Origin of the sequence: Arthrobacter globiformis (assembly GCF_030817195.1) — a bacterium.
Classification (GTDB): Bacteria; Actinomycetota; Actinomycetes; order Actinomycetales; family Micrococcaceae; genus Arthrobacter; species Arthrobacter globiformis_D.
Window position 1 is genome coordinate 5051806 of the sequence record NZ_JAUSYZ010000001.1, and the last position, 26029, is coordinate 5077834.

Below are 26029 nucleotides of genomic sequence, written 5' to 3' on the forward strand. Positions count from 1 at the left end.
CAGTTGATTCTGTGGCAGGGTAATCCCCATGGACCACGAGGGGCACGACGGCGCCGCGCGCCATTGGGATGAGATGTACCGGAGCCGGCCACGCGTGTGGAGCGGCCGGCCCAACCCGCAGCTGGTGGCAGAAGCAGCCGCGCTGGAGCCCGGCACTGCCCTGGACCTGGGCTGCGGGGAGGGTGCCGATGCCCTGTGGCTCGCCGAGCAGGGCTGGACGGTGACCGCGGTGGACGTTTCCGCCGTCGCACTGGAACGGGCTGAACAGCATGCCGCGGGCTCAGCGGCCGGGAACCGCATCACGTGGCTGCAGCGCGACCTTGACGCGTGGGCGCCGGCGGAGCAGTTCGATCTTGTGTCCGCCCAGTTCCTGCACTCCACCGAGGCTCCGTGGCAGCGGCCGCACCGCGTGGCTGCCGATGCTGTGCGCCCGGGCGGGACGCTGCTGATTGTCGGTCACCATCCCGAGGGCCTGCCGCCGTGGCGGAGCCAGTCGGACGAGGACAGCCGCCCGGAGGAGAGCCCCGCCGGGGAGCACAGCCACTCGCACGGGGGCGACGCCCACGCGACTTCCGGGATGTTCTTCACGGCGGAGCAGGCCGCGGCCGAGCTCGGGATTGCGCCGCCGGAGTGGCGCGTGGATGTTGCCGCCAGCCGGGAGCGCGAGGCCATGGGCCCGGACGGGCAGTCGGCCGTGCTCGCGGACGCCGTCCTGCGCGCCACCCGCCTGCAGCCGCCACCCGCCTAGTCCTGAGTTTTTGTACAGATATCGTCCTCTAAACGCCCTTTAGCCCGCGACATCTGTACAAAAACTCGCCGGCAGGAGAAGCAGGGACGCCTATCGAGAGGAGCACACGGATGGCCAGATTGGTCGCCGAGATGACAATGTCCCTGGACGGCTTCATCGCCCTCCCCGACGACTCCGTCAACGGGCTCTTCGACTGGTACAACAACGGCCCGGTGGAGGTCCGCACGGCCAGGCAGGACATGACCTGGCACGTGACCGAAGCCAGCGCCATGCACCTGCGGCGCACCATGTCCACGGCAGGCGCCATGCTGGTGGGCCGCAGGATCTTCGACCTGACGGACGGCTGGGGCGGCCGGCATCCCATCGACTGCCCCATCGTTGTGCTCAGCCATTCCGTCCCGGACGGCTGGCCCCGCGACGAAATCCCCTACACGTTCGTCACCACCGGGTTCGCGGATGCAGTGAGGGCCGCCACCGCGCTGGCCGGGGACAAGGACGTGTCCCTGGCCGGGCCGGACATCATCCGGCAGGCGATCGACGCCGGACTGGTGGAGGAGATCCGGGTGAACCTGGCGCCGTGGATCCTTGGCCAGGGCATCCGGTTCTTTGACAACCTCGCGGCGGCCCCGGTGAAGCTGGAGCAGACAGCGGTGATCCAGGGCGACGCCGTGACCCACCTGTACTACAAGGTCCTCCCCCGCATCTGATTTCCATTGGAGTTAGCGGGCGACGCGGGGCGCTATGGCGACCGCGGCTGCGGCGATCACCGCGGTCAGCACGAAGACGCCGGCGAACGAGGCCGCCGTCGTCGTAAACGCCGTGAACACGATCCCCGTGGCGGCAAGCGAGAGCGCGCCGCCGAGCGAGTCGGAAATGGACATCGCGGAGCTGTTGAAGCCCTCGGTGTCGGGCGTGGAAAGAGCCAGCGTCATCACGCTCAGCCGCGGATACATGAGTCCCATGCCGCCGCCGGCAAGGACCCAGCCGGCAATCGCGACGGCGGCCGGCCAGCCAAGCGCGGTGGTCACCAGGGCCAGGGCGATCGCCAGCAGCACCATCACCGAGCCGATCAGCACGGCAACCGGGCTGCCAAGCCGCCCGCCCAGACGGCTCTGGACGCCCGACGCCGCCGCCCAGGCGAGGGCTCCGCCGGTCAGCGTGAGGCCGGCGAAGGTAGGCGAGAAGGCGTACCGTTCCACAAGCAGGTACGGCAGGTAGACCTCGGCGCCAAAGAAACCGGCCGCAACCAGCCCGCGGATGAGGATTACGCTGGGCAGGCCCCGCCGGGCGGTGAGGGTCCCGCGCGGCACCAGCGGCCGGACGGCCAGCAGCGCAATGACGACGGCGGCCCCGGCCAGGAGCGGTCCGGCCACCGGAAGCCCGGAGGACAGATTCAGGCCCAGGACCGCCAGCGCGGCCAAGGCCGCCCAGGCCAGCCGTCCCGGCGCCCAGGGCACCAGGGAACCGGCCGGATCTGATGCGCTTCCGCCGCCGGAGCCGCCCGCGGGACCGTTCCCGTTGGCGTTGCCGGACCGGACGCCGCGCAAGGCGGGAAACAGCATCGCCAGGGCGGGGAGTACCAGCACGACGACGCCGAGGAACACCCAGTGCCAGCTCGCCAGCTGGGCCACAAGGCCGGCGGCGAACGGCCCGACGAGGGACGGGATCACCCACGCGGCGGAGAAGGCGGCGAAGATCTTGGGGTGCAGGACGGCCGGATAGACCCGTGCCACCACCACGTACAGGGCCACCGTCATGGCGCCGCCGCCCAGCCCCTGCACCAGCCGGCCGGCCACCACCGCCCACATGGTGCTGGCGGTTCCGGCCACCAGCAGGCCCAGCGCAAAGACCGCCACGGAGGCGAGCAGCGGCCCGACGGGTCCGCGCCGGTCGGACCAGTTGCCGGCGCCCACCATGCCGATCACGCCGGTGGCCAGCGGGCCGGCGAAGGCGAGCGCGTACAGGCTGGCCCCGCCGAGCTCGCGGCTTACGACAGGCATGACGGTGGTGACGGCGAGGGATTCGAACGCGGCGAGGAACACCAGGGCACAGGCACCCACGGTCACCAGCAGGTAGGGCCGCTGGAGGATTCCGGCACCGGGCGGGGCGGACACGGCTGATTCGCGCACGGTCAGTCCACCAGCTCTGGGGCGCCGGTGGTCACCGCGACGACGTCGCCGCTGGCCGTCGAATCCGGGTTGAGCATCCAGCCCACGCGCTTGACCGTCCTCAGCATGACGACGCTCTCCACGAGTTCGATGCCCGGGATGCGCTGCTGGAGGGCCAGTTCAGCGTTCATGACGTCGGCGAGCGACTGCAGCCACATGATGATGACGAAGTTGGTGCGCCCGGTGGTGGAGGCGCTCAGCCGGACGTTCCGGAAGCTGCGGAGCTCCTCGGCCGCCGCTTCATGCTGGCCCGGCGGGACGTTGGCGAACCAGTGGCAGGTCACCGGGAAGCCCGAATACTTCTGCGCAATCTCGCATCGGAAGGACAGCACCCCGCTGGCGAGCACCCTGTTCAGCTGGCGCTGCACGGTGGCCGGATGCCGGTCCAGTGCCCTGGCGATTTCTGCCGCCGTCGCCCGGCCGTCCTTCGACAGGAACGGCAGGATGGCCAGATGGCTGGCCGGCAGGGGTTCCCCCACCGCCGCGGAGGGCGCAGATCCCGCGGCCTCGGGACCGGCGAGGGCCCTGAGCGCCTGGAGCTGGCCGCGGTTGAGGACGTTGATGCGCCAGGCGTAGGCGCCGGTGTGCAGCCGCGTGGCCAGTGCGGTCTGGTATTTGACCAGTCCCTCAATGGCGTGCAGCCTCGACGCCACGGCCGTGAAGTGCTGCAGGGAGCCGGTGATGACCGTCAGCATCAGGTCCCGGTTGCTCGCCGCCTCCTCCACGGTGACGATCTCGGGCACCGCCGCCAGTGCCCGGGTGACCTCCGCCCGGCGGTGCAGCTCGCACTCGACGTCAACGAAGGCGAGGCACATCTTCTGCGGATCCCCCATCGGATGCGCCGTGACCCAGGCGGCGCCGGCGGCGGTCAGCCGCTCCCACCGCGCGGCCAGGGTGGTGGCGTGCACACCCAGGACCTCGGCGGCGTCAGCCCAGCTCAGCCGCGGCGCGATCTGCAGGGCGTTGATCAGCGCGAGGTCTTCCTCGGTGACGTCCAGCGGTCTCCCCTCCCGTAGGGTTCTGCACGAATCCTGCATATAGGCCCGGGCTTTTGCATTTTTCCAGCACTTCAGCCGAATGTGAACCAGGCCACTCCAGAATAGACCCACAGCACCGGACCACCAACGAGGAGAACACGTGCCGATCGCCGCAGACGCCCGCCAGATGCAGGAAGACCTTGCCCGGTTCCGCCACGACCTGCACCGGGAACCCGAAATCGGACTGCAGCTGCCCCGGACCCAGGAAAAGGTGTTGAAGGCACTTGAGGGCCTGCCGTATGAAATCGCCCTGGGCAAGGAGACGACGTCGGTCACCGCGGTCCTGCGCGGCGGCGGCGCTCCCAGTGGCACTGCAGGCGCCGCACCCGCCGTCCTGCTCCGGGCGGATATGGACGGGCTTCCCGTCCAGGAGAAGACCGGCGTCGACTACACCTCCACCATCGACGGCGCGATGCACGCGTGCGGCCATGACCTCCACACCTCCATGCTCACCGGCGCGGCCACCCTCCTTGCCGAGCGGCGGCACCGGCTGGCAGGCGACGTCGTCCTGATGTTCCAGCCCGGCGAGGAAGGCTGTGACGGCGCCAGCTACATGATCCGCGAAGGCATCCTGGATGCCCCCGGCCGGCGCGTGGATGCGGCCTACGGCATGCACGTATTCTCCTCCCTCGAGCCGCACGGAACGTTCTGCACCAAGCCCGGCGTGATGCTCAGCGCCTCCGACGGCCTGGTGGTCACCGTGCTCGGTGCCGGCGGCCACGGCTCCGCCCCGCATTCGGCCAAGGATCCCGTGACGGCAGCGGCCGAGATGGTCACGGCCCTGCAGGTGATGGTCACACGCCAGTTCAATATGTTCGATCCCGTAGTCCTCTCCGTCGGGGTGCTCCACGCAGGGACCAAGCGCAATGTCATCCCGGAAACGGCCCGCATCGAGGCCACCATCCGCACGTTCTCCGAGGAGAACCGGCAGCGGATGATGGACGCCGTGCCGCGGCTGCTCAAAGGCATCGCGGCGGCGCACGGCCTCGACGTCGACGTGGACTACCAGCAGGAATACCCCCTCACCATCACCGACCAGGACGAGACGCACACGGCGGAAAAGGTCATCACCGAACTGTTCGGCGACTCGAGGCTCTCACGGTGGGCCACGCCGCTGAGCGGCTCCGAAGACTTCTCCCGGGTCCTGGCCGAGGTGCCCGGCACGTTTGTCGGGCTGAGCGCCGTCCCCCAGGACGCGGACCACGCCACTTCCCCGTTCAACCACTCGCCGTACGCAACGTTCGACGACGGCGTGCTGGCTGACGGTGCCGCGCTCTACGCGGAGCTCGCCATTAGCCGCCTGGATGCCCTGGCCGCCGCCGGCGCCCGGGTCCCCGCTTCCGTTCCGGCCCTCTAGCCCGCCCATCCCAGGGAGACAACCATGACCGCCATCATCAACGCCCAGCGCGAGGGCAGGACCTCGACCCGCAAGACCATCATCGGCACCGGCATCGGAAACGCCGTTGAATGGTACGACTGGGCCATCTACGCCACCTTCACGCCGTTCATCGCCAGCCAGCTGTTCAGCAAGTCCGACCCCGCCTCAGCCGTGCTGTCCACGCTGGCGATCTTCGCCGTCGGCTTCGTTGCCCGTCCTTTCGGCGGTTTCCTGTTCGGCTGGATCGGTGACCGGGTGGGCCGCAAGGCGTCCATGACACTCGCCGTCGGCCTGGCGTCGCTGGGCAGCCTCATGATCGGCGTCGCCCCCACGTTCGCCAGCGTCGGGGCGTTCGCGTCGCTGATGCTGCTGGTGGCCCGGCTGGTCCAGGGCCTGGCACACGGCGGCGAACTGCCGTCGTCGCAGACCTATCTTTCCGAAATGGCACCCCGGGAACACCGCGGATTCTGGGCCACGCTGATCTACACCTCCGGGACGGTCGGGATCCTGTTCGGGACCCTGCTGGGCGCGGTGCTGAACATGGCACTGACCACTGAGGTCATGAACGCCTGGGGCTGGCGCATCCCGTTCCTGATCGGAGCCGCGATGGGCCTGTACGCACTGATCATGCGCTCCCGGCTGCACGAGACGGACGTCTTCGAGGGCGAGACCGCCACGGAGAAGCGCGCCCCGCTCTGGCCGCAGATTGTCCGGTACCGCAAGCAGGCCCTGCAGGTGATCGGCCTGACCGTGGGCCTCACCGTCATCTACTACATCTGGGGCGTCGTGGCTCCCAGCTACGCGACCACCGCCCTGAAGATCGACCGCGGCGAGGCCCTCTGGGCCGGCGTCATCGGCAACATCGTCTTCATTGCCGCGCTTCCGGTCTGGGGCAAGCTGTCCGACCGGATCGGACGCAAGAAGGTCCTGTGGGCCGGCGCGGTCGGCTCAGCCGTGATGCATTTCCCGATGACGTGGCTGCTGAGGGATTCCGCCTGGCAGCTGGCCGTGAGCATGTCCGTGATGCTCATCTTCATCGCCGCGAGCGCCGCCATCGTTCCGGCCGTGTACGCCGAGCTGTTCCCCACAAGCATCCGCACCGTGGGCGTCGGCGTGCCGTATTCCATCTGCGTGGCAGTGTTCGGCGGCACGGCGCCGTACCTGCAGCAGTGGCTGGGCACCACCGTCCACATGCCGAACCTGTTCAACGTCTACGCGGTGGTGCTGCTGGCCGTCAGCGTGGCCTTCATCTTCACCATCCCCGAGACCAAGGGCAAGGACCTGGCGCACTAACCTTTTCCCAACTGGGTAGCAGCTGAGGGCGTTCTGAGGGTTCAGAACGCCCTCAGCTGCTACCTATATGGGTGCTCAGCCGCCGATGTAGCGGTTCCGGCCCGCCCGGTAGCCAAACACCGCGGCCAGCGTTCCCACCGCCAGGAACAGGAGCCCCGCCGCAGTAAACGATCCGGTGCCCTGGTGCAGCTGCCCCACCAGGAGCGTGCCGGTGGAGCCGAGCCCATAGCCCACCCCCTGCATCATGCCGGAGAGGTGGGCTGCGGTGTGCCCGTCGCGGGTGCGGAGCATGATCATCGTCAGGGCGACGGCGGTGAGGCTTCCCTGGCCCAGCCCCAGCAGGCCGGTCCACACCCAGACCAGCTCGAGCGGGCCGAAGATGCTCAGGGCAAAGCCGCCGCCGGTCATGAGCGCCACCACGGTGTTGATCACCCGCTGGTCGCTGAACCGGGCCGCGAGTGCCGGAGCGAACAGTGAGCCCAGCATCTGCAGCACAATGGACACCGACACGATCAGCCCGGCCGTTCCGCCGTCCACGCCGCGCTCGCGCAGGATCGGAGCGAGCCAGGCAAAGACGCTGAAGGACATCATCGCCTGCAGCACCATGAAGATCGTGACCTGCCATGCCACCACCGACCGCCACACGTTCACGCCCTCACGCACCGCTTTGTGCTGCCCGTGCTGCTGCCGTACCGCCAGCGGCAGGAAGAGCAAAAGCACGACGGCGGCCGGTGCCGCCCAGAACCACAGCGCCGAAGTCCACTGGCCGGTAACGCTGAAAACGGGGTAGGTGAAGCCTGCACCCAGGGCGGCCGACGCGCAGATGGCCGTGGTGTACAGGCCGCCCATCAGGCCGAGCCGGTGTGGGAAGTCCCGCTTCACCAACCCGGGCAGCAACACGTTGCACAGCGCAATGGCGGCCCCGCAGGCAGCCGTCCCGGCGAACAGCGCCGGCAGATGCCCGGCGCCCGGGATCTCGGCTGGCCGCAGGAGCAGGCCGGCCGTCAGGACCGCCATGGCGCCGAGCAGGACCCGCTCCGCACCGAACCGGCGCGCCAGGACGGGAGCCAGCGGCGCAAACACGCCGAGCAGGGTGACCGGCACCGTGGTCAGCACCCACCACCGCCCAACCAGGCAGGCCGGCCTCGGACGTCACCTCGGGCAGTACCGCCGAAAAGCTGGAGAACACAGTCCGCAGGTTCAGCCCGATCAGCACCAGGCACAGGCCCAGGTAGGCCAAGGCCCGGCGGCCTGTCACGCGGGTGGGTTCGGCTGCGGGAACGTCGTCGGCCTCGGCGTCCACCAGGATGTTCGGATTGGCGGCGTTGGGTTGCGGCGGATGGCCGTCGTGTTGGCGTGAGTTCTGGGCGTCGATCACCTGCCCATTCTTGCAGTCGCCCCGTGCGGGCCGGGGGCGCCCTCGATCCACGGCCCCGGACAGTGCCCCCAGATCGGGTTATCCACATACGGGATCGCACGGTAACCCGGGTTTCCGCGGGGCCAATACTGTGGTCGGCACGTAGCTATTCACCAGCCAGCCCGGCCGACTCAGGAGGGAACCATGAGCTTTCCACAGGCACCGGAGCACGATGAGCCGCCACCGCAGTACGGCCCGGCAAGCAAAGTCCCCGGCGGCCAATGGCAGGGCGGGTCCGGCCCGGGCGTGGCCAGCATCATCTGTGCCGTGCTGGTGATGCCCAGCATGATGGTCACAATTGTGCCTACGATGTTCGTCGCCCTGTTCACCCGCCCAGATACCGGCAGTAACGGCAAGGAATGGATGGCAAATTTTGTCTTTCTTAGCCTGCCAGCATTGCTCGCACTGCTCTCCATAATTTTTGGGCTCTTCGCCCTCAGACGGTCGCCACGCGGTTCCAGCGGGTGGAGCACAGGTCTCGCCGGCCTCATCGTCGTGCCACTGGAGGCCCTCATCATATTTCTGCCGGCGATTCAGCGCGGCCAGTTTGACGTCTTCTATTGAAAGGTTGGCCTGAAACCACGCCCTCATAACGCCGGTATTCTGGAAGGGATGAGCGAATCTCCCGAATCCCCGCAGCCGCCGGCAAATCCGAACCAACCCAGGCCGGTCACGCCGGGAAGCCAGGCCTCCTACGGAACCTACGGCGGACGGCCGGTCAGCTTCGTTCGCCGCGGAACCCGGCTGCAGGGACGCCGCCAGGCGGCTTGGGAGGAGCACTCCGGCCGCTGGGCCATCGACGTACCCCGCCACGTGGCCAACACCTCGGTCCACCCCGACTATTCGTTCGACGCCGAAGCCGAATTCGGGCGGCAGGCACCGCTGATTGTTGAGATCGGCTCGGGCCTGGGGGAGGCGGTCTGCCACGCCGCGGAGGAAAACCCGGACAAGGACTTCCTTGCCGTGGAGGTCTACACTCCCGGCCTGGCCAACACCATGATCAAGATCAACAGCCGCGGCCTGACCAACGTGCGCGTGGTGGAGGCGAACGCCCCCGAGGTCCTGGCCACCATGCTGCCGCCCGGCTCGGTCAGCGAACTGTGGATCTTCTTCCCGGACCCCTGGCACAAGTCCCGGCACCACAAGCGCCGCCTGATCCAGCCTGAATTCGCCGAGCTCGCCGCGAAGGCGCTGAAGCCGGGTGGCCTCTGGCGCATCGCCACGGACTGGTCCAACTATGCCGTGCACGTCCGTGACGTCCTCGCCGGATCGCAGGCGTTCGAAAACCTTCACAACGGTGAGCGCAGCGGCCCCGAGAGTCCCCTCACCCATGTGTGGCAGACCGGCGTCGAGTCGCTAGTGGGCGGCGCACCGGTGAAAGAGGGACGGGCTCCCGTGAGCACAGAACACACGGGACCCAACGAGGGCATCGACGAAAGAGGCGGCTGGGCCCCCCGCTTCGAGGGCCGCATCCGCACCAGCTTTGAGAACAAGGCGCACGAAGCCGGCCGGATGATTTTCGACCTCTGCTACCGGCGGATCTAGGCGCGCCGGGACATCTGTTCCCGGGCGCCCCGCCGTGGCACGATATGCGTGTGGCGGAGTGCCACAGCAGCTGCCGGCGCGAAGGAACGATCATCAAACGAGAACTGAGAAGCGCAGCCGGCAAGGCCGAGGACGTCACGAACTCGAAGCCCCTCGAAATGCTGGCACGCGGTGGATTTGCCGTGAGCGGTGTGCTCCACATCCTGGTTGGCCTCATTGCCTTCGGGCTCGCCCGGGGCCGTGGCGGCCGCGCCGATGTGAGCGGCGCCGTTGCCGAGCTTGCCAGCCAGCCGGCCGGGCCGCTGCTCCTGTGGTGCAGTTTCGCCGCATGCGTGGCGCTCGCCCTGTGGCAGGCCGGTGATGCGATTTTCGACTTCGAGCGGTTGCCTTCAAAGCACAAGGCCGGCAAGAAGCTGCAGGCCGCAGCACAGGCCGCCGTGTATGCCGGGCTGGCATTCACGCTGGCCGCTTTCGCGCGCGGCACCGGCAACGATAACCGGGAATCAACCAGCGACTTCACGGTCAATCTGATGAAGGCACCGGGCGGAGTCCTGCTCCTGGTGCTGATCGGTGGGGCCGTGGCCGTCGTCGGGATCATCTACGCGGTCCGCGGGTTCCGGAAGTCGTTTGAGAAGCACATCAATCCGCCGTCTTCCCCGGGCGGGCACAAAGCCGTCATCGCCCTGGGGATGGCGGGCTATGTGGCCAAGGGCGTTGCCCTGTTTGTGACGGGCCTGCTGGTGGTCATCGCCACCGTCACCGTCCACCCCGAGCAGTCGACAGGTCTCGACGGCGGGCTTCGCGCCCTGCGGGAACAGCCCTACGGGGTGTACGTGCTGGCCGCGGTGGGCGCCGGGCTCATCTGCTACGGGGTCTTCACGGTGGTGCGGGCGCGGCTCGCCAGGATGTAAGTCCCCCAGCGCGGATCAGGCAGCAGAACGGCTCAGCCCGGCACGGAAATAACGGCAATGGTCTGCTGCCGGTCGTTCCGCACCTCAACGCTGGCGATGCTCGTGTACTGCAGCGGGGTTGCGCTGGTGACCCGGACCCTTCCGCTCGGCGTCGCCATCCATGCACATGCCCGGTCCTCAACTCCGGCGCGGTCCTTCACCCACAGTGAAAGCCGTCCGTTCTGGGGCAGGCTCCGACCGTCGACGGCCAGTTCTGTGCCCCAGGTTTTCTTGACCATTCCCACCGTGACCTGCATGCCGGTGTCGGCCTTGACCGAGTAGCTGACGTCGGGCTTGTCGGCGGGATCAAAGAGCGGCGCCGCCGCAAATCCCAGCGCCAGGCAGGCCGCCGCCACCACCCCCACAAGGGCCGTCAGCCGCCGTCGGGAATTACGACGGCGGGCAGCCAGTTCGTCCAGAACGGGCTGAGGGACGGGGGCCAGGTCGGGTGACGCGGGGTCCGATCCGGGCCGGCGGGCCGCCGGAACGGCGAGCGCCACGGCGTCCGGGACGGGCAGGGAATCCAGCAGGCCCGGCAGGGATTCCAGGTCCGACAGTTCACTGCGGCACGTGCTGCACTGCTTGAGGTGGTCCTCGAAGCGCAGTTTGTCCGCTTCATCAAGCCCTCCCAGCAGGTATGCCCCCAGCAACTCATGGACTTCCTTGCCGTTCACCGCTCCACACCCATTTCATCGAGTATCGTCCGCAGGGCCTTCACCGCGTAGAAAGCCCTGGATTTCACCGTTCCGCTCGGAATGTTCAGCTGCACCGCCGCCTCGCCTACCGTGAACCGCCGGTAGTGCAGTGCCACCAGCACATCGCGGTGCTCCGAACTCAGCCGCAGCAGCGCCTCCTCCATCAGGACCTTGTTCAGAAGATCGTCAACCCGTCCGGTGGCCTCCTCCGGGTCCGCGATGTCACGGTCCTCGGATTCCAGCGGACGCCGCTGGGCTTTCCGGTAGTTGTCGATCATGATGTTCCGGGCAGTCCGGAACAGGTAGCTGCGCATGCTTCCCGAAATCTTGGGCGCCTGCTGCCAGACGCGAAGCACTGTTTCCTGCACGATGTCGTCGGCCAGGTGCGGATCGCGGGAGGCGCTGAGCACAAACCGGCGGAGCGCCGTTCCGTGCTCGCGGTAGATCGCTGCAACCAAGTCCTCATCCAGCGGCACAGTCGGCCTCCCTGCAATGACCTATGAAGCCGTTCCGAACGGGCCGGCCTTCCTGGCAAATACGACGTCGGCAGCCGGCGATAAGTTCAATTCCGGTCTGCGTCGGATTCTTTGAACCATTCTTCACCTTTGTGCGTCATTTCAAATAGCGCCGGTCTCTCAGTCTGCCGGCCCGAGCCAAGGAGCAGCACATGAAGAAGCAACTGAGCGTTGGCCTCGCAGTTATGGCCCTTGCCGCCTCACTGACGGCCTGTGGCGGCGGATCCGGCACAACCACCACCACTACGGCGGCGGCCCCGGCCAGCGAGTCACCGGCGACCACCGCCAGCGCGTCGGCCACGGCGTCCTCCAGCGACAGCGCCACGGTGGACCTCAAGACCGCGTCGTCCAGCAAGGGTGACATCGTGGTCGACGGCAAGGGCATGAGCGTCTACTACTTCACGAAGGACGTCAAGGACTCAGGCAAGAGCAACTGCTTGGGTGACTGCCTCGTGAAGTGGCCTCCGGTGTTTGCTGCCACGGACACCCCCAAAGTCGAGGGTGTAACGGGGACGGTCGGCACCATTGATACGCCCGACGGCAAGAAGCAGGTGACGGTCAATGGCATGCCCGTCTACCTGTGGGAGAAGGACAAGGCCCCGGGCGACATCACCGGCCAGGGCGTTGGCAACGTTTGGTACCTCGTGGCACCCGACGGGACCATGATCAAGTAGAGCCTGCAGGGTTGGTGCCGGCGCCTCTCCGGAGGTGCCGGCACCACCATCGGAGCGTGGTGAATCCACTGTGTTCATGCTGCGGGACGACGACGAACTCCTTGACGCCCAGTACAGGGACCATCCGAACCTGCGGCCCATCGCCAACGCCCTCCTGGCATGGGCCGCAGCCCATCCGGATGTGGCAATCCAGATGCGCAAAGGCTACCTATCGCTACACAGCAGCCGCCGGAAGTTCGCGCAGGTGACCCGGGCGAGCAACACCGCAGTGGATGTGACACTCCGCCTTGAGGCGCCTATTGGGGGAGCGCCTCAAGGCGGTCAAGGTCCGCGAGGGCGACTTTTTCGACCGTAAGGTCCGGCTCACATCGGAGGACCAGGTGGACCAGGAATTCCTTGACTTCCTCGAGACTGCGCTCGAGCAAAACAGCTGACACCGCAATTACTGCGCTGACACCGCTGATCGAGCCCGTCGAGATCAAGGTTTGACCAGAACACAACTCGGTTTCGACAAGCTCAACCACCGGGATTCGACATGCTCAACCAGCGGTGACGCTGAGGCTTACCAGGGTGGCGCCGTCGCCTTCGGCCAGCAGCCCGACGGCGGTGCTGGACTCCGTGGGGAAGATCAGGTCCGTGAGGGTCACCAGCCCGTCCTGGGCGAAGACCTCCACGGAGCAGCGGTCCAGGAAGACCCTGAGCCGCAGCAGGCCGCTGCCGTCAAGCGAAACGGGCACCCGCTCGACGGACGGGAAGTCGGCATGGAACCCGGCGTTTCCGGACCCGGTGCGGTCCAGGCTGAGCTCGCCGGACAAGGCGGAGTAGGCCAGCACGGTCCGCTCCTGCACGCCGTCGGCCTCGCCGGCACGCAGCACCAGCCCGACTTTGCCCGCGGAACCGGGCCGGAATACGGCATCGAAGCGCAGCACATCCCCGGAGGCCTCCGCGGGCAGCCACCGCACGCCGTCCGCCAGCGGTTCCGGACCCGTGGCGAACAGCTCCGTACCGGCAGCCTCAAACGGGTCCACGGCCGCCTGGACGAGCACGGGGCGGCCGGCGCGGGTCTCCAGCCGGACCTCGCGGACCAGGGACATGGCGCTGCGCCAGCCCTGCGACGGGGTGCTGGCCGCGTACTGCCAGTTGTTCATCCAGCCGATCATGAGGCGGCGCCCGCCGGGGGCATTGCTGAAGGAGACGGCGGCGTAGTAATCCCGGCCCCAGTCGAGCCAGCCGTAGTCCGGCATCCGGCTGTCGTCCGTCTGCATGCCCTCGGTGACGGTGGTTTCGGAACGGAACCTCACGCCGTCGAACGTTCCCACGAAATACTGGCCCGCCGAGCCACCGGCGATCCCGCCGGGGCTCAGGTTCACCACGAGGACCCACCGGGTGTTACCGGCATCGCCGTCCACGGGCAGTTCGAACAGGTCCGGGCATTCCCAGACCCCGCCCGTGGCGTTGGCGGGACCGAAGGTGCTCAGATACTCCCAGGACCTGAGATCGGCGGACTTGTAGAGGACCACTTCCCGGTTCTCGGCCTCGACCGCCACCATCACCCAGTAGCTGCCGGCCCCGCCGTCGTACCAGAAGACCTTGGGGTCGCGGAAGTCCGCGGACGCCCGGTCCAGCACTGGGTTCCCCGCATACTTGGTCCAGGTGGCGCCGTCGTCGGTGCTGTACGCGAGGGACTGCGCCTGCCGCCCGGCGAGCGGCGACGCCGGGGAGTAGGCACTGGTGTAGACGGCCACCAGCGGCGGCACTCCCCCGACGCCGAAACCGCTTGTGTTCAGCGTGTCCACCACTGCTGAGCCGGAGAAGATGGCCTCCTGCTCGTCGCACGGGATGGCCACGGGCTGCTCGTCCCAGTTCAGCAGGTCCGGCGAGGTGGCGTGGCCCCAGGACATGTTGCCCCACACGTCAGCGAACGGGTTGTGCTGGTAGAAGAGGTGGTACACCCCGTTGGAGTACACCAGCCCGTTCGGGTCGTTGAGCCAGTTGCGCTCGGCGGCGTAGTGCCATTTGGGCCGGTAGCGGCAGTCGAGCGCGGGCGTTGCATTCAGGGAAGTCATGGTTCGCTTTCGAACTAGGAAGTGGGGCTGGGTCAGCCTTTGACACCGCTGGAGGCGATGCTGTTGATGAAGGAGCGCTGGAACGCGATGAAAAGGACCACCACGGGAACCGTGATCAGCGAGGCGTAGGCCATGACTTCACCCCAGGAGACGTTGAGCTGGAAGAAGTACTGGATGCCGATCATCACCGGGCGCAGCTCCTCGGACTGGACCACCATGAGCGGCCACAGGTAGGAGTTCCAGGCGGGCAGGAAGGTCAGGATGGCCACGGTGGCCGTGGCAGGACCGGCGAGCGGCATGACCACCTGGCGGTAGATCTTGAACCAGCCGGCTCCGTCGATCCGGGCTGCCTCGTCCAGTTCCTTGGGGATGGACTCGAAGTACTGGTGGTACAGGTAGATGGAGAACGCGTTGGCGATGAACGGGATGATCTGGACCTGGTAGGTGTCCAGCCAGCCCTTCGAGATCTCGAGGCTGAAGCCGTTGAGTTCGAAGTACGGCAGCTGGTTCACCCACCACACCAGCGGCAGCGCGAGTGTCTGGAACGGCACGATGAGCGTGGCGAGAATGGCGGTAAAGACCACCTTCTTGCCGCGCACCTGCATGCGGGACAGCGCGAAGGCGCACAGGCTGTTGACGAAGATTCCCAGCACCACTGTCACCGCGGAGACACCGACGGAGTTGATGAGGAAGCGCGCGGCCGGAACCCGGTCGAAGACGGCGGTGTAGTTGTCCAGCGAGATGTTGCCAATGGGCAGGAAGGCCGCAACGGAGGACATGTCACCGAAGATCTGCTGGTCCGGCTTGAGCGAGGACACCAGCATGAACACGATGGGGAAGGCGGCGACGGCGGCGAACAGGATGCGCACGGCCATGGCGCCTGCACTGCTGAGGCGAATTGCGTTTTTCACGTCAGTCCTTCTCTCGGGTCAGGTAGCGCTGCACTGCGGAGATCAGCAGCACGAGCACGAAGAATACGAGCGAGATGGCCGAGGCATAGGAGGTTTCCTGCTGCTTGAATCCGGACCGCACCGCCTCGTAGATGATGGTGGTGGTGGAATCGAGCGGTCCGCCCTGGGTCATGACGCTGACCTGGTCGAAGAGCCCGAGTGCCTGGATGGTGATGGTCACCAGGACCAGGCTGCGGGTGTGCTTGAGGCCCGGCCAGGTCACGTAGCGGAACTGGTGCCAGCGGCTCGCGCCGTCGAGCTGCGCCGCCTCGTACAGTTCGCCGGAGATGCTCTGCAGCCCGGCGAGCCAGATGATCATGTGGAAGCCGGCGGCCTGCCAGATGGACAGCGCGATGATGGCCGGCATGGCGGTGGCGGGGTCGTTGAGCCAGTCCGCTCCCGGAATGAGGCCGAAGCTCACCGCGGAAAGAATCTCATTGATCAGGCCGTCCTTGCGGTACATGAACAGCCACAGCAGGGACACCACCACCATCGAGGTGACCACGGGCAGGAAGTAGATGGTGCGGAAGAAATTCACACCGCGGAACTTCTTGTTGATCAGCAGCGCCATGGCCAGGGCGAGGCAGGACTGGACCGGGACAACCACGACGGCGAAGTAGCTGACGTTCAGCAGGGCGCGCCAGAACGTGGGATCGGTGAAGAGGCGGGCGAAGTTGTCCGTGCCCACGAACTCGACGGGCCTGGGCGAAATCAGGCGGGCGTTGGTGAACGCGAGGCCGAAGCCGAGGATAGCGGGGAGGAACACGAACGCAAGGAGGAGGACCGCGGCCGGCGCGATCATCCCCCAGCCGCTGACCTGTTCGCGCAGATAACCTGCGCGCCGGCGGCGCGGGGTGACGGAAGGGACCGGTGCCACCGGCCCGGGGGCTGCGGCGTGGCGCGGGGTGGGAAGCTGGGTGGTTGTCATGGGAGTCTCCGTTGACAGTCAGTGCCGGCGGGAGGACGACGGCGGCAGTTGAGTACCGCCGTCGTCCCGCCGTTCGGCAGCCGGCTAGCTCTTGTAGCCGCCGTTGGACTTGATGTTGGCGTCAATCGCCTTGACCGCCTTGTCCAGGACGGTCTTGGGGTCGGCCCCGGCCAGGATGTCCTGGACGGCCTTGCCGTATTCCGTGGCGATGAAGGGATAGGCCGGGGTTTCAGGCCGCAACACCGCGTACTCGCGGGAGAACTCCATGAAGATACGGTTGGCACCACCCTCGGCGAACGCGGGAATCAGGGCCGCGGCTCCATCAGTGGCGGGGATGCCCCCCGTTGCCTTGATGACGGCAGCCACGTTTTCCGGCTTCAGGGAGTAGGACAGGTAGTCCATCGCGGCATCCGTATTGTTGCAGCCGCTGGTCACGCCCCACTGCCACGAGGCCCCGCCGATCTTGGGGCCGTTGCCCAGGTCCACCGTGGGCATGACGGCGAGGTCCTTGCCGAGTGCCGCGTGGGCCTTGTCCGCCGCCCAGGACCCGGTATAGAGGAGGCCGCTCTTGTTGTTCAGGAAGTCCTGAGTGGAGTCCTTGCCGCTCTTCTTGGCCATGAAGCCCTGATCCGCCAGATCGCGGAACCACGTGGCCCATTCGACAGCCTTGTCACCATTCAGGGCTCCGTCAGCCGACTGGTAATCCTTGCGGTTGATCAGGTCTCCGCCGAAGGACTGCAGGAACGGCGAGTACGCATAGGGCAGCCACTCGCCCGCTCCGGCAGTACCCATGTCCAACGGGTAATCCCATTTACCCAGCGCCTTGAGCTTGGTCAGCGCGTCTTGGAACTCGTCCTTCGTCCATGGCTTCTCAATGGTGGCGACCCGGACGCCCGCCGCAGCGAGATCAGATTTGCGGGCAAACATGGACAAAGCGACGTCGCCGTACCCAACCGCATAGGTCTCGCCCTGCCACTTGGCAACGGTGCTGGGCAGGTTCTTGGAAAGGTCCGCGGATAGCTTCAGTGGCGTCAGGTACTTGGCCCACGCCCAGTTGGGAACGTTGGGCCCGTCAATGTCCACGATGCAGGGAAGTTTCCCGGCTGACGCGGCCCCAACGACGGAATCGTTGTAGGACTCCTGCGGGAAAGCCTGCACCTTGATCTGCGCCTTCGCGCCGCTGCTCTTGTTATAGGAGTCCACGATCGACTGGGTCGCTGCCAGTTCCGCCGGGTTTCCGGCGGCGTGGGTCCACATGGTGATCTCGTTGGAGCCTTCGGTTGTGGCCGATGAGCTGCCCTTGCCGCAGGCACCCAGGGTGCCCATGAGTGCCGCCGCGGCTATGCTGGTGGCCAGGACCCGAGTGAATCGTTTGTTCATGATGGTCAATCCTTCTGCTGAATTAGTGCGTGGATGATTGCCCCGGGTCCGGCAGGGGCGCGGCCGGTGCAACGGCTGCGTCCCTTTTTATGCGCGGATTCCGGGTGGCGGAACTGGTGGTTGGTGTGTGTGTCTGGGGGTGTGCTGCTCGGGCGGGTCACCAGCCTCGCTACCCAGGCAGACTGCGGCTTAAGCCGGTGGCGGGCCCACCGACCCCCGCTCAATCAAAGGGCACGCCAGCTGTGTCTGGACTGCCGGCGTCCCCGGATTCTCGATGTCGTCCAGGATGCGGTCAACGGCCCAGCGCCCCATGTCATAGTGGGGAAGGGCGACCGTGGTGAGCCCTGGCCAGAGGGCGTCCGCGATGATTTCCAGATTGTCGAAGCCCACGATGGAGACGTCCTCCGGAATGCGCAGCCCGAGTGCCATGGCCGCTTGGTAGGCGCCCATGGCCACCCTGTCGCTGAAGCAGAACAGCGCGGTGGGACGGTCAGGCTGGCCGAAAAGGTCCAGCGCCGCCTCACGGCCTCCCTGCGTGTGCGCCGTTCCGATGACGAAGTGGCGGGGGTCGTGCTCCAGGCCGTGCCGTCGCAGGGCGTTAAGGAAGCCCGTTCGCCGGCCGTGCGTAGCGGGGATGTCGTCCTCGTTGTTGATCATCCCGATCCGGGTGTGACCGGCCCGGATAAGAGCATCAACAGCGTTCTCGGCCGCGCCCACCTCGTCCGGAACAACGGAGGAAATGGACCCATCCTCTGTGACTGCATCCAGAAGGACCGTCGGGAGTCCCGCGAGTTCCGTGGGAAGCCGGGCCTTCTGGTGGTACATCCTGGCGTAGACCACGCCATCCACCTGGTGTTGCTGAAGCATGGTGATTTCGCGGTGTTCGAGCTCGCTGTCCAGGCCCGAGTTCACCACCATGACCACGTAGCCCCGCTCGTAGGCCGCGTCCTGCGCTCCGCGGATCATGGCGCCGGCGAATGGCGTGGTGGTGATTTCATCGCTGACGAGGCCGAGGATCTGGGAGCGCTGGTTGCGCAGCCCGCTGGCGAGCCGGTTGGGAGCGTAGCCAAGGTTCCTGGCCACGTCCCGGACGTGCTGCTGGGTTTCCGCTTTGACCCGGGAGCTGGTGGCGTCGTTGAGTGCGTGGGACACAGTGGTCACTGAGACTCCGGCGGCCTTGGCCACTTCGCGTATCCCTACTCGCGTCGTCATCGACTTCCTTGCAAAACGTTTTGGTTCGGTGTGAATGAGAGTACACAAAACGTTTTGCATGTGTCAACCGTCACTTCCCCGTCCTTTGGTTTCGACAAGCTCAACCAGCGGGCGTACCCGACAAGCTCAACCAGCGGACATGGCTCCGGCCCGGCACCGCCCTTTCGGGCGGCACCGGGCCGGAGATCCGGTGATGCTGTGCGGCTACCTTCCGGTGGTGAAGCTCCAGGAGAGCCCGCTGAGCGGGTTCCCGGCGGCATCCTTGATGCTGGCGGAAATTGTGGCCGTGTACTTCGTGTTGGCCGCCAGTGTCACGTTCGGGTTCAGCGTTGCCACGCGGCTAGTGGCGTTGTAGCTGACGGCGTAGCTCACCAGGGCGCCGGTGGCGGCGTTCCGGAGGGCAAACGTTCCGTTGGCTACGCCGGTCACGTTCTCACTGATGGTAGCGGTGACGTTGGCGGTGCGGCTGACGGCCGTGGCATTCGTGGCCGGGGACTTGGCGGTCACAACCGGCCGCGGTCCCGTGGTGAACGCCCAGGAGTTGGCAGCGATCGGGTTGCCGGCGATGTCCGTGATGCCCGCAGTCAACGTTGCGGTGTGCTTCCGGTCAGCCGCCAGCGTCGCACTCGGGTTCAGGGTGGCCACCCGGGTGGTGGCGTTCCACGAAACCGGAGCCGCAAGGAGCGCTCCCGCGGAATTCTTCAGGGTGAAGGATGCCGTTCCCAGGCCCGTGATGGCTTCACTGAAGGTTGCCGTGACGTTGGCCGTCTGGCTGACCATCAGCGAGTTGACGGCCGGTGCCTTGGCGGTGACCGCGGGACCCACAGTGTCGACGGTGAAAGCCAGGGAGCCGACGGATCTCGTTTCGATTCCGCCGCTGACTTCGCCGGCGGTGACTGTGTGCCGCCCGTTGCCCAGCGCCCGGTTGGACGTGATCGAGTAACTGCCGTTCGCGGCCACCGATGCAGAGCCGCTGGCCACGCCATCGATGTAGAGGTTGACGGTTGTGGCGTCCGGCAAGGAGGCCGCGCCAGTGAAACTGGGAGTGGCGCTGCGCGTAATGTTGTCCGTGTTGAAGCGTCCGGTGTCGCTGGCGGCCGTCAGGTCGGGCACGGTCGGACCGCTAGCCAAGGGCGCCGTGCACTCCGGGCCGGCAGGTCCGCCGATGGCCCCGTACTCGAAAATCGTGACTTCGTTGCCGGCCGCCGCGTCGCGGCCCAGCCACATGCCGCGGCTTTCCGCGGTGGTGGATGATGTTGCGCGGTCTGCGTCGGACACGCCATCCGCACCAACGCCGCCGAGGCCCGTCCAGGTGGCTGTCCAGGTGGTAAGGCCCGGTCCGTCGTAAACAATGACGCCGTCCTCCCCTGAACCCGGGGCACCAGCACGCAACGTGCGCCGCCCGTTCAGCGCGAAGGACTGGTTGGCTGCCACGACCCTGGCTTCCAGCTGGTCCGCCGGAAGCTGCCCGCCGCCGGGCCCAACAGCGGTACCCTTCATCACCACAGTGCTGGCGTCGGTCTTCGTGGCCGGCTGCGTGACGGTGACGTTCCCGACGAACGTCTGGTCGCCGACGTCGGGCGCTGTCAGAACACGGATCACGTCACCCGAGCGGATGTCCGGAGTGGTGCCTTCCCAGCATCCTGCGGGCGGATGGTTGACTTCCACGATGCCGCCGACAGGCACCAGGTTGGAGGCCGTGCCGATGACGGTTCCGCCGCGAAGCACCTGGATGGTGGGACGGTCACTGTCCGCGTACCCTTCGGCCGAGACCATGTCCCGTTCCGGGAAAACAGTGATGATGTGCGTACCCGGGTCACTGATGACGGCGAAGGCCGGAACAGCAGCGGTCGGAACGGCCAGCGCAATCAGCGCGCCGGCCGTGACGGCGGCTGCCAGACGCGGACGATTTCTTGCAGATTTCATGGAAAGCTCCCCTCAAAGGCCCCAGACTTCACCCAGCCGAGACCCAGCAAGGTGATCCTCTTCAGGTCCATGATCTGAAGAGGATGCCAGTATCTGGACGCCACCCTGCGGAAACCTTTAACCAAGAGCTGCGGCACCCCTCATTGAGGGGTCCCGCAGAACCGGTTTCGACAAGGTCAAACGCCGGTTTGCCCCGCGGGGCTACGCCTCCACGAGGTCCTCGCCCAGTTCCTCGAACTCGACGGCGGCCACGATTTCCTTGGTGTCCGGGTTGAGCATGAACGCCTCGTCGTCGTCCTCGATCATGAGGAAGTCGCCGTGGTCGGTGCTGAAGCGCCATGCGAGCACCGTCTCGCCGTTGTGGTCGTAGTTCGGATCGCCCATGGTGATTTTCTGCAGCTCGTACCCGCCGATGTCGCACAGCTCGCGGATGATGACCTCGAATTCCGGGGCGTTCTCCAGGGCCTCTTCCTCGGCTTCGGCGCGCCGCTGTTCGAGGTCCGGCAGCGCCGCCACGCGCTTGGCGATGTGCGCGGTGAGCTCGTCGTCTTCCAGGACCAGCAGGCCTTCCTGTCCGCGCAGCCACGCCGCGTTGAGTGCCACGATGTCCTCCGTTTCGAGGAGCGATTCGAATTCGGCGTCGAGGTCTTCCATGGCCTGCACGCGTTCCGGGAGCTCGCCGGCTTCATCGGCGTCACTGTCGTCGGCGTCGCCGTCGAGATAGATGTCCGCTTCCTCCTCCGACAGGGAGTCGAATGCCTCCACGGTGCGGTCGAAGAGCTCAACGTGCCCTGCGGCACCCATGCCGCCCAGGGACTGCGTCAGGTAGAAGTCCACGAAGTAGCTGCGCAGGGCGTGGGGGCGCGATCTCCGCCGAGCCGAGGAGCTCTTGGTACATGGTGTTCACCACGGCAACGTTGGAATCAACGAGCTCCCCGTCGCCGCCTGCGGCGCCTTCGACGGTCAGGACAACGGGGTATTCGCTGGAGGTCATGGGAAATCCTTACTGCAGAAAGCTGGTGACGCTCGGGACTCTCCCAACGTACGCGCCGCCGGCTGGCCGCAGGTTTAGGGCGAAGTGAACGTCAGGCGAAGTTTGCGCCGCAGATCCCGCAGGGACAAAACAGGACCAAAACGGGAGAGCCCGACGGCGGGCGGCGGCAAATTTGAGGGCCCCTCCCGCCCGACTAAGATGGATCAGATAACCTGCAGATTTTCGACCTGCCGAAAGTAGCGCGCACCCATGCCTTCCCAACCGGACGACAGTGCGGCACTGGCAATCCAGACCCCCGCGATCAACGACCGCTCCCTCGCGGCCGGGCTCGCCTATGCCATGGGCGGCCGCGTCTCCGGGATCTCGTTCGACTCCGCCACCGGCCTGATGCTCGGCAAGGTCCGCGGCGGCTCCGAGGTGCCGTACTCCACCACGGCCAAGCTGGTCCGCAAGGGCGGCGGCTGGAGCTGCACAGTGGGCGTCTGCAGCTGTCCGGTCCGCAAGGACTGCAAGCACGTGGCCGCGCTCCTGTTCGCGGCCGAGGACAACGCGGCCGTGCGGGTGCAGTTGCTGTCCCCCGCCGACGTCTCGCGGGTGTCGCGGGAAAAGTCCATGCCGGCGCTCTCGGACTGGGAGCAGGCGCTCAGCCCCCTGATTTCGCAGGCCGGCCCCGCCCAGCAAAGCGGCGGCACTCCCCTGGCACTGCAGTTCGAGGTGGAGGAACCGGCCCCGCATTTCTCCTACACGGGCCGCCGGGATCCGCTCCGCAGCGTCCGCCAGCTCAAGGCCCGCCCGGTGATCATGGGCACCAAGGGCAAATGGATCCGTGGCGACGTCTCGTGGAACACGCTGAGCTACCTGAGCTTCAAGCGCGAGTGCAACCAGGCCCACGTGGAGTGGATGCAAGCCTTCCTCGCCGCGCACACCGCCGGCGCGAACCGCGCGTACTCGTCGTCGTCCCTGTGGCTGGGGCTGAACACCTTCGCCGGTAAGAACCTGTGGGGCCTGCTGGAGGAAGCCCGGCAGATCGGCGTCGCGTTGGTGCACAGCCGCGGCCAGGACCCCGTGAACGTCGCGGCGGAGCCTGCGGCGGTGGGCCTCAACCTGGGCCGCTACGGAAGTGATAACCAGGAGGGGGGCCTGGAGCTCGCGTCCACCATTACTGTCGACGGCACCGAGGTTGATCCGGCGTCGGTGGGCACCATCGGCCGCCCGGCGCACGGCATTTTCCTCACCTCCGGCGGGGACACGCTGCCGGGAGTCGCCGCGGACGAAACCATCACCCTCGCCCCGCTGGAGGGCGGACTGAGCGAGGAGCTCCTGGCCTTCGTCACGGCGGGCAGCACGCTGCACATCCCGGCACGGGATGAGGGGCGCTTCCTCACCGGCTTCTACCCCAAGCTCAAGCAGACCGCACGGGTGACGGCGGCGGACGAGTCCGTCCAGCTGCCCGAGCTCGCCGTCCCGACGCTCTCGCTGCTGGCCAACTACGGCACCGACCACCGAGTGCGCCTGCACTGGGAATGGCACTACAAGTCCGGCACCATCGTCACCGCCCAGCCGCTCTGGCGCCACCCCGGCGACCACGGCTACCGTGACGATCCGGCCGAAGCCCGGATCCTGGAGGCTGTGGGCCAGCCGTGGGACGCGGTGCCCAAGCTCGGCGAATCAGCCCCCGGCGGCTGGGGCACGCCGCGGCTCGCGGCCACCGCTGAGCTGAGCGGACTGGACACCCTCGCTTTCACGGAGGAGGTGCTCCCCCGGCTGCGGAACACGCCCGGCGTGGACGTGGACACCTCGGGCGACATCGCGGACTACCGGGAGGCCGAAGAGGCGCCGGTGGTGGCGATTTCCACGAAGGCCACTGACCAGCGCGACTGGTTCGACCTTGGCATCGTGATCACCCTCGAGGGCCAGCCGGTGTCCTTTGCGGCCCTCTTCTCCGCCCTCGCCGCAGGACAGACGCGCATGCTCCTGCCCAGCGGCGCCTACTTCTCCCTTGACCTTCCGGAGCTGCACCAGCTGCGGGCCCTGATCGACGAGGCCCGCAGTCTTCAGGACAACAAGGACGCCCCGCTGCAGATCAGCCGCTTCCAGGCCGGCCTGTGGGATGAGCTTGCCCAGCTGGGGATCGTGGACGAGCAGGCGGCAGCCTGGCGCGAGGCGGTGGGCGGCCTGCTGAAGGACGGAGTCCAGGGCCTGCCGCTGCCGGCCACCCTCAACGCCGAGCTGCGCCCGTACCAGCTGGAGGGCTACAACTGGCTGAGCTTCCTGTACCGCCACAGCCTCGGCGGTGTGCTCGCCGACGACATGGGCCTGGGAAAGACCGTGCAGGCGCTGGCACTGATGTGCGCGGCCAAGGAACATGCCGCATCTTCCGCGTCTTCCGGGGACGTTAAGGACACGGACGCCACAACAGCGGACGACGGCGGGACGCCGTTTTTGGTGGTGGCCCCCACCAGCGTCGTGGGCAACTGGGAGGCCGAGGCCGCCCGCTTCGCGCCCGGCCTTACGGTCCGTGCCGTCGGCGAAACGTTCGCCAAGAGCGGCGCCGATCCCGCCGAGGCCATGGCCGGTGCGGACATCGTCATCACGTCCTACGCACTGTTCCGGATCGACTACGAATCCTATGCTGGACGCCGCTGGGCCGGGCTGGTGCTGGACGAGGCCCAGTTCGTCAAGAACCACCAGTCCAAGGCCTACCAGTGCGCGCGCAAGCTTCCGGCGGCATTCAAGCTGGCCATCACCGGCACCCCGCTGGAGAACAACCTCATGGAGTTCTGGGCCCTGACGTCCATCGTGGCGCCCGGGTTGTTCGCCAGCCCTTCGCGGTTCGCGGAGTATTACCAGAAGCCGGTGGAAAAGAACGGCGACAAGGGGCAGCTGGACAAGCTCCGCCGTCGGGTCCGTCCGCTCATGATGCGCCGCACCAAGGAGCAGGTCATCAAGGACCTGCCGCCCAAGCAGGAACAGGTCCTTGAGGTGGTGCTCAACCCGCGGCACCAGAAGGTCTACCAGACCCACCTGCAGCGCGAGCGGCAAAAGATCCTGGGCCTCATCGAGGACGTGAACAAGAACCGCTTCACCATCTTCCAGTCGCTGACACTGCTGCGCCAGCTCAGCCTGGACGCCTCGCTGGTGGATGAGTCCCTGTCCGGCGTGCGGTCGAGCAAGCTGGACGTGCTGTTCGAACAGCTGGAGGACCTCGTGGCCGAGGGCCACCGCGCCCTCATTTTCAGCCAGTTCACCGGCTTCCTCGGCAAGGTCCGCGAGCGCCTCATCGAGGAGAACATCGAGTTCTGCTACCTCGACGGCGGCACCCGGAACCGTACCGACGTCGTCAACGAGTTCAAGAACGGCAGCGCACCGGTGTTCCTGATCAGCCTCAAGGCCGGCGGATTCGGCCTCAACCTGACCGAGGCAGACTACGTGTTCCTGCTCGACCCGTGGTGGAACCCGGCGTCAGAGGCGCAGGCGGTGGACCGCACGCACCGCATCGGCCAGGCCAGGAATGTCATGGTGTACCGGCTGGTGGCCAAGGACACCATCGAGGAGAAGGTCATGGCGCTCAAGGCCAAGAAGTCGCAGCTGTTCGCGGACGTGATGGAGGGGGATGCCCTCTCAGGCGGTGCGCTCACGGCGGAGGACCTGGCGGGGCTCTTCAAGGACTGAGGATCCCCCGGAAGACATCGCTGCGGCCGGGGCGGGCCGGAGCCCGAAGGTGGTCCGCCTGCTGAACCACCTTCCCAGGGCCTTGCCCTTGCCCTTCCACCAGCTGTCCTCATCCGTGTCGGTGCGCCATCGGTAGATCAGCACCACCAGCACAAACATCCCGGCTGTAACGCTCGGCCACACGCCGGAGGCAGCATCGAGCAGCGCCCTCACCGCGACGGCAAGGATCGCCGGCGGGGCCAGGGTGCGGAAGACCGTGTTGGCCAGGTACCGCCGGTGGGAGCGCGGCACGGAGAGCAGGCGGACCATGTCGGAACAGGCGCAGACCACCACCACAGCCTGTCCCAGCGTGAGCAGGATGGACCCTGTCAGGGACCCGGCGAACTGTACCGCCGAGACCAGTCCGGAACTCATGGCCTGCACCGTTCCATGTCGTCTCCTCCGTCGCTTGCGCTTCTGTTGGCACAGCCGCCTGCGCCAC

Annotated in this window: 21 protein-coding genes and 2 pseudogenes; 10 read left to right on the forward strand and 13 right to left on the reverse strand. The window is 67.0% G+C overall.

Features of this window, described 5'->3' with window-relative positions; all coding sequences use genetic code 11:
• Positions 1–28: 28 nt before the first annotated feature.
• Both QF036_RS23220 and QF036_RS23225 read left to right on the forward strand, forming a co-directional pair.
• Positions 29–748, forward strand: coding sequence for an SAM-dependent methyltransferase (locus tag QF036_RS23220; RefSeq protein WP_307105529.1), 720 nt, complete (start codon positions 29–31; stop codon positions 746–748).
• Between the two features lie 110 nt (positions 749–858).
• Entirely contained in the window at positions 859–1455 is a 597-nt protein-coding gene (locus tag QF036_RS23225) for a dihydrofolate reductase family protein (protein ID WP_307105531.1), read from the forward strand.
• Positions 1456–1467: 12 nt separating this feature from the next.
• Here the strand turns inward: QF036_RS23225 and QF036_RS23230 are convergent, their stop codons facing one another.
• Both QF036_RS23230 and QF036_RS23235 read right to left on the reverse strand, forming a co-directional pair.
• On the reverse strand, positions 1468–2877 hold the full coding sequence (locus QF036_RS23230; RefSeq protein WP_307105533.1) for an MFS transporter: 1410 nt from the start codon (positions 2875–2877) through the stop codon (positions 1468–1470).
• 2 nt (positions 2878–2879) lie between these two features.
• A complete protein-coding gene (locus QF036_RS23235) occupies positions 2880–3953 on the reverse strand; it encodes an Lrp/AsnC family transcriptional regulator (protein WP_307105535.1) in 1074 nt (357 codons plus the stop codon).
• Between the two features lie 100 nt (positions 3954–4053).
• Here QF036_RS23235 and QF036_RS23240 point away from each other — a divergent pair, with 100 nt between their 5' ends.
• Entirely contained in the window at positions 4054–5310 is a 1257-nt protein-coding gene (locus QF036_RS23240) for a M20 metallopeptidase family protein (RefSeq protein WP_307105537.1), read from the forward strand.
• A 24-nt stretch (positions 5311–5334) separates the two neighbouring features.
• Positions 5335–6624, forward strand: coding sequence for an MFS transporter (locus QF036_RS23245; RefSeq protein WP_307105538.1), 1290 nt, complete (start codon positions 5335–5337; stop codon positions 6622–6624).
• Between the two features lie 75 nt (positions 6625–6699).
• Here QF036_RS23245 and QF036_RS23250 read toward each other — a convergent pair.
• A pseudogene (locus QF036_RS23250) lies at positions 6700–7933 on the reverse strand (MFS transporter).
• Between the two features lie 252 nt (positions 7934–8185).
• Between QF036_RS23250 and QF036_RS23255 the strand changes: the two are divergent.
• The 3 genes from QF036_RS23255 (at position 8186) to QF036_RS23265 (ending at position 10497) form a co-directional block, all read left to right on the forward strand.
• Positions 8186–8605, forward strand: a complete 420-nt coding sequence (locus tag QF036_RS23255) for a hypothetical protein (RefSeq protein ID WP_307105539.1) — start codon at positions 8186–8188, stop codon at positions 8603–8605.
• Positions 8606–8653: 48 nt separating this feature from the next.
• A complete protein-coding gene (gene trmB, locus QF036_RS23260; RefSeq protein ID WP_307105540.1) occupies positions 8654–9586 on the forward strand; it encodes a tRNA (guanosine(46)-N7)-methyltransferase TrmB in 933 nt (310 codons plus the stop codon).
• A 104-nt stretch (positions 9587–9690) separates the two neighbouring features.
• On the forward strand, positions 9691–10497 hold the full coding sequence (locus QF036_RS23265; protein WP_307106069.1) for a DUF1206 domain-containing protein: 807 nt from the start codon (positions 9691–9693) through the stop codon (positions 10495–10497).
• 32 nt (positions 10498–10529) lie between these two features.
• Here QF036_RS23265 and QF036_RS23270 read toward each other — a convergent pair whose 3' ends face one another.
• Both QF036_RS23270 and QF036_RS23275 read right to left on the reverse strand, forming a co-directional pair.
• Entirely contained in the window at positions 10530–11210 is a 681-nt protein-coding gene (locus QF036_RS23270) for a zf-HC2 domain-containing protein (RefSeq protein ID WP_307105542.1), read from the reverse strand.
• A complete protein-coding gene (locus tag QF036_RS23275; protein WP_307105543.1) occupies positions 11207–11707 on the reverse strand; it encodes a sigma-70 family RNA polymerase sigma factor in 501 nt (166 codons plus the stop codon). The genes QF036_RS23270 and QF036_RS23275 overlap by 4 nt, the downstream gene beginning before the upstream one ends.
• Positions 11708–11898: 191 nt before the next feature.
• Between QF036_RS23275 and QF036_RS23280 the strand changes: the two genes are divergently transcribed.
• Together QF036_RS23280 and QF036_RS23285 are read left to right on the forward strand one after the other, a co-directional pair.
• Positions 11899–12420 (forward strand): COG4315 family predicted lipoprotein, encoded by a 522-nt coding sequence (locus QF036_RS23280; protein ID WP_307105544.1) that lies wholly within the window; start codon positions 11899–11901, stop codon positions 12418–12420.
• Between the two features lie 287 nt (positions 12421–12707).
• A complete protein-coding gene (locus tag QF036_RS23285; protein ID WP_307105546.1) occupies positions 12708–12854 on the forward strand; it encodes a hypothetical protein in 147 nt (48 codons plus the stop codon).
• Between the two features lie 105 nt (positions 12855–12959).
• Here the strand turns inward: QF036_RS23285 and QF036_RS23290 are convergent, their stop codons facing one another.
• The 7 genes and pseudogenes from QF036_RS23290 to QF036_RS23320 all read right to left on the reverse strand — a co-directional run bounded on the left by QF036_RS23290 (position 12960) and on the right by QF036_RS23320 (position 21876).
• Entirely contained in the window at positions 12960–14486 is a 1527-nt protein-coding gene (locus QF036_RS23290; protein ID WP_307105548.1) for a glycoside hydrolase family 32 protein, read from the reverse strand.
• Between the two features lie 32 nt (positions 14487–14518).
• Positions 14519–15397, reverse strand: a complete 879-nt coding sequence (locus QF036_RS23295; RefSeq protein ID WP_307105549.1) for a carbohydrate ABC transporter permease — start codon at positions 15395–15397, stop codon at positions 14519–14521.
• A 1-nt stretch (position 15398) separates the two neighbouring features.
• The gene (locus QF036_RS23300; protein ID WP_307105550.1) at positions 15399–16364 is read right to left on the reverse strand and encodes a carbohydrate ABC transporter permease; all 966 of its coding nucleotides are present in this window, start codon (positions 16362–16364) and stop codon (positions 15399–15401) included.
• Between the two features lie 84 nt (positions 16365–16448).
• Positions 16449–17744, reverse strand: a complete 1296-nt coding sequence (locus QF036_RS23305) for a sugar ABC transporter substrate-binding protein (protein ID WP_307105552.1) — start codon at positions 17742–17744, stop codon at positions 16449–16451.
• Between the two features lie 189 nt (positions 17745–17933).
• Entirely contained in the window at positions 17934–18956 is a 1023-nt protein-coding gene (locus QF036_RS23310; protein ID WP_307105553.1) for a LacI family DNA-binding transcriptional regulator, read from the reverse strand.
• Between the two features lie 204 nt (positions 18957–19160).
• Positions 19161–20882, reverse strand: coding sequence for an Ig-like domain-containing protein (locus QF036_RS23315; RefSeq protein ID WP_307105555.1), 1722 nt, complete (start codon positions 20880–20882; stop codon positions 19161–19163).
• A gap of 201 nt (positions 20883–21083) precedes the next feature.
• A pseudogene (locus QF036_RS23320) lies at positions 21084–21876 on the reverse strand (DMP19 family protein).
• Positions 21877–22125: 249 nt separating this feature from the next.
• Between QF036_RS23320 and QF036_RS23325 the strand changes: the two are divergent.
• Positions 22126–25548: a DEAD/DEAH box helicase gene (locus QF036_RS23325; protein ID WP_307105557.1), complete on the forward strand. Its 3423-nt coding sequence runs from the start codon at positions 22126–22128 to the stop codon at positions 25546–25548.
• Here QF036_RS23325 and QF036_RS23330 read toward each other — a convergent pair.
• Positions 25498–25962: a hypothetical protein gene (locus QF036_RS23330; protein ID WP_307105559.1), complete on the reverse strand. Its 465-nt coding sequence runs from the start codon at positions 25960–25962 to the stop codon at positions 25498–25500. The two genes, QF036_RS23325 and QF036_RS23330, sit on opposite strands and share 51 nt — an antisense overlap.
• Positions 25963–26029: the final 67 nt, after the last annotated feature.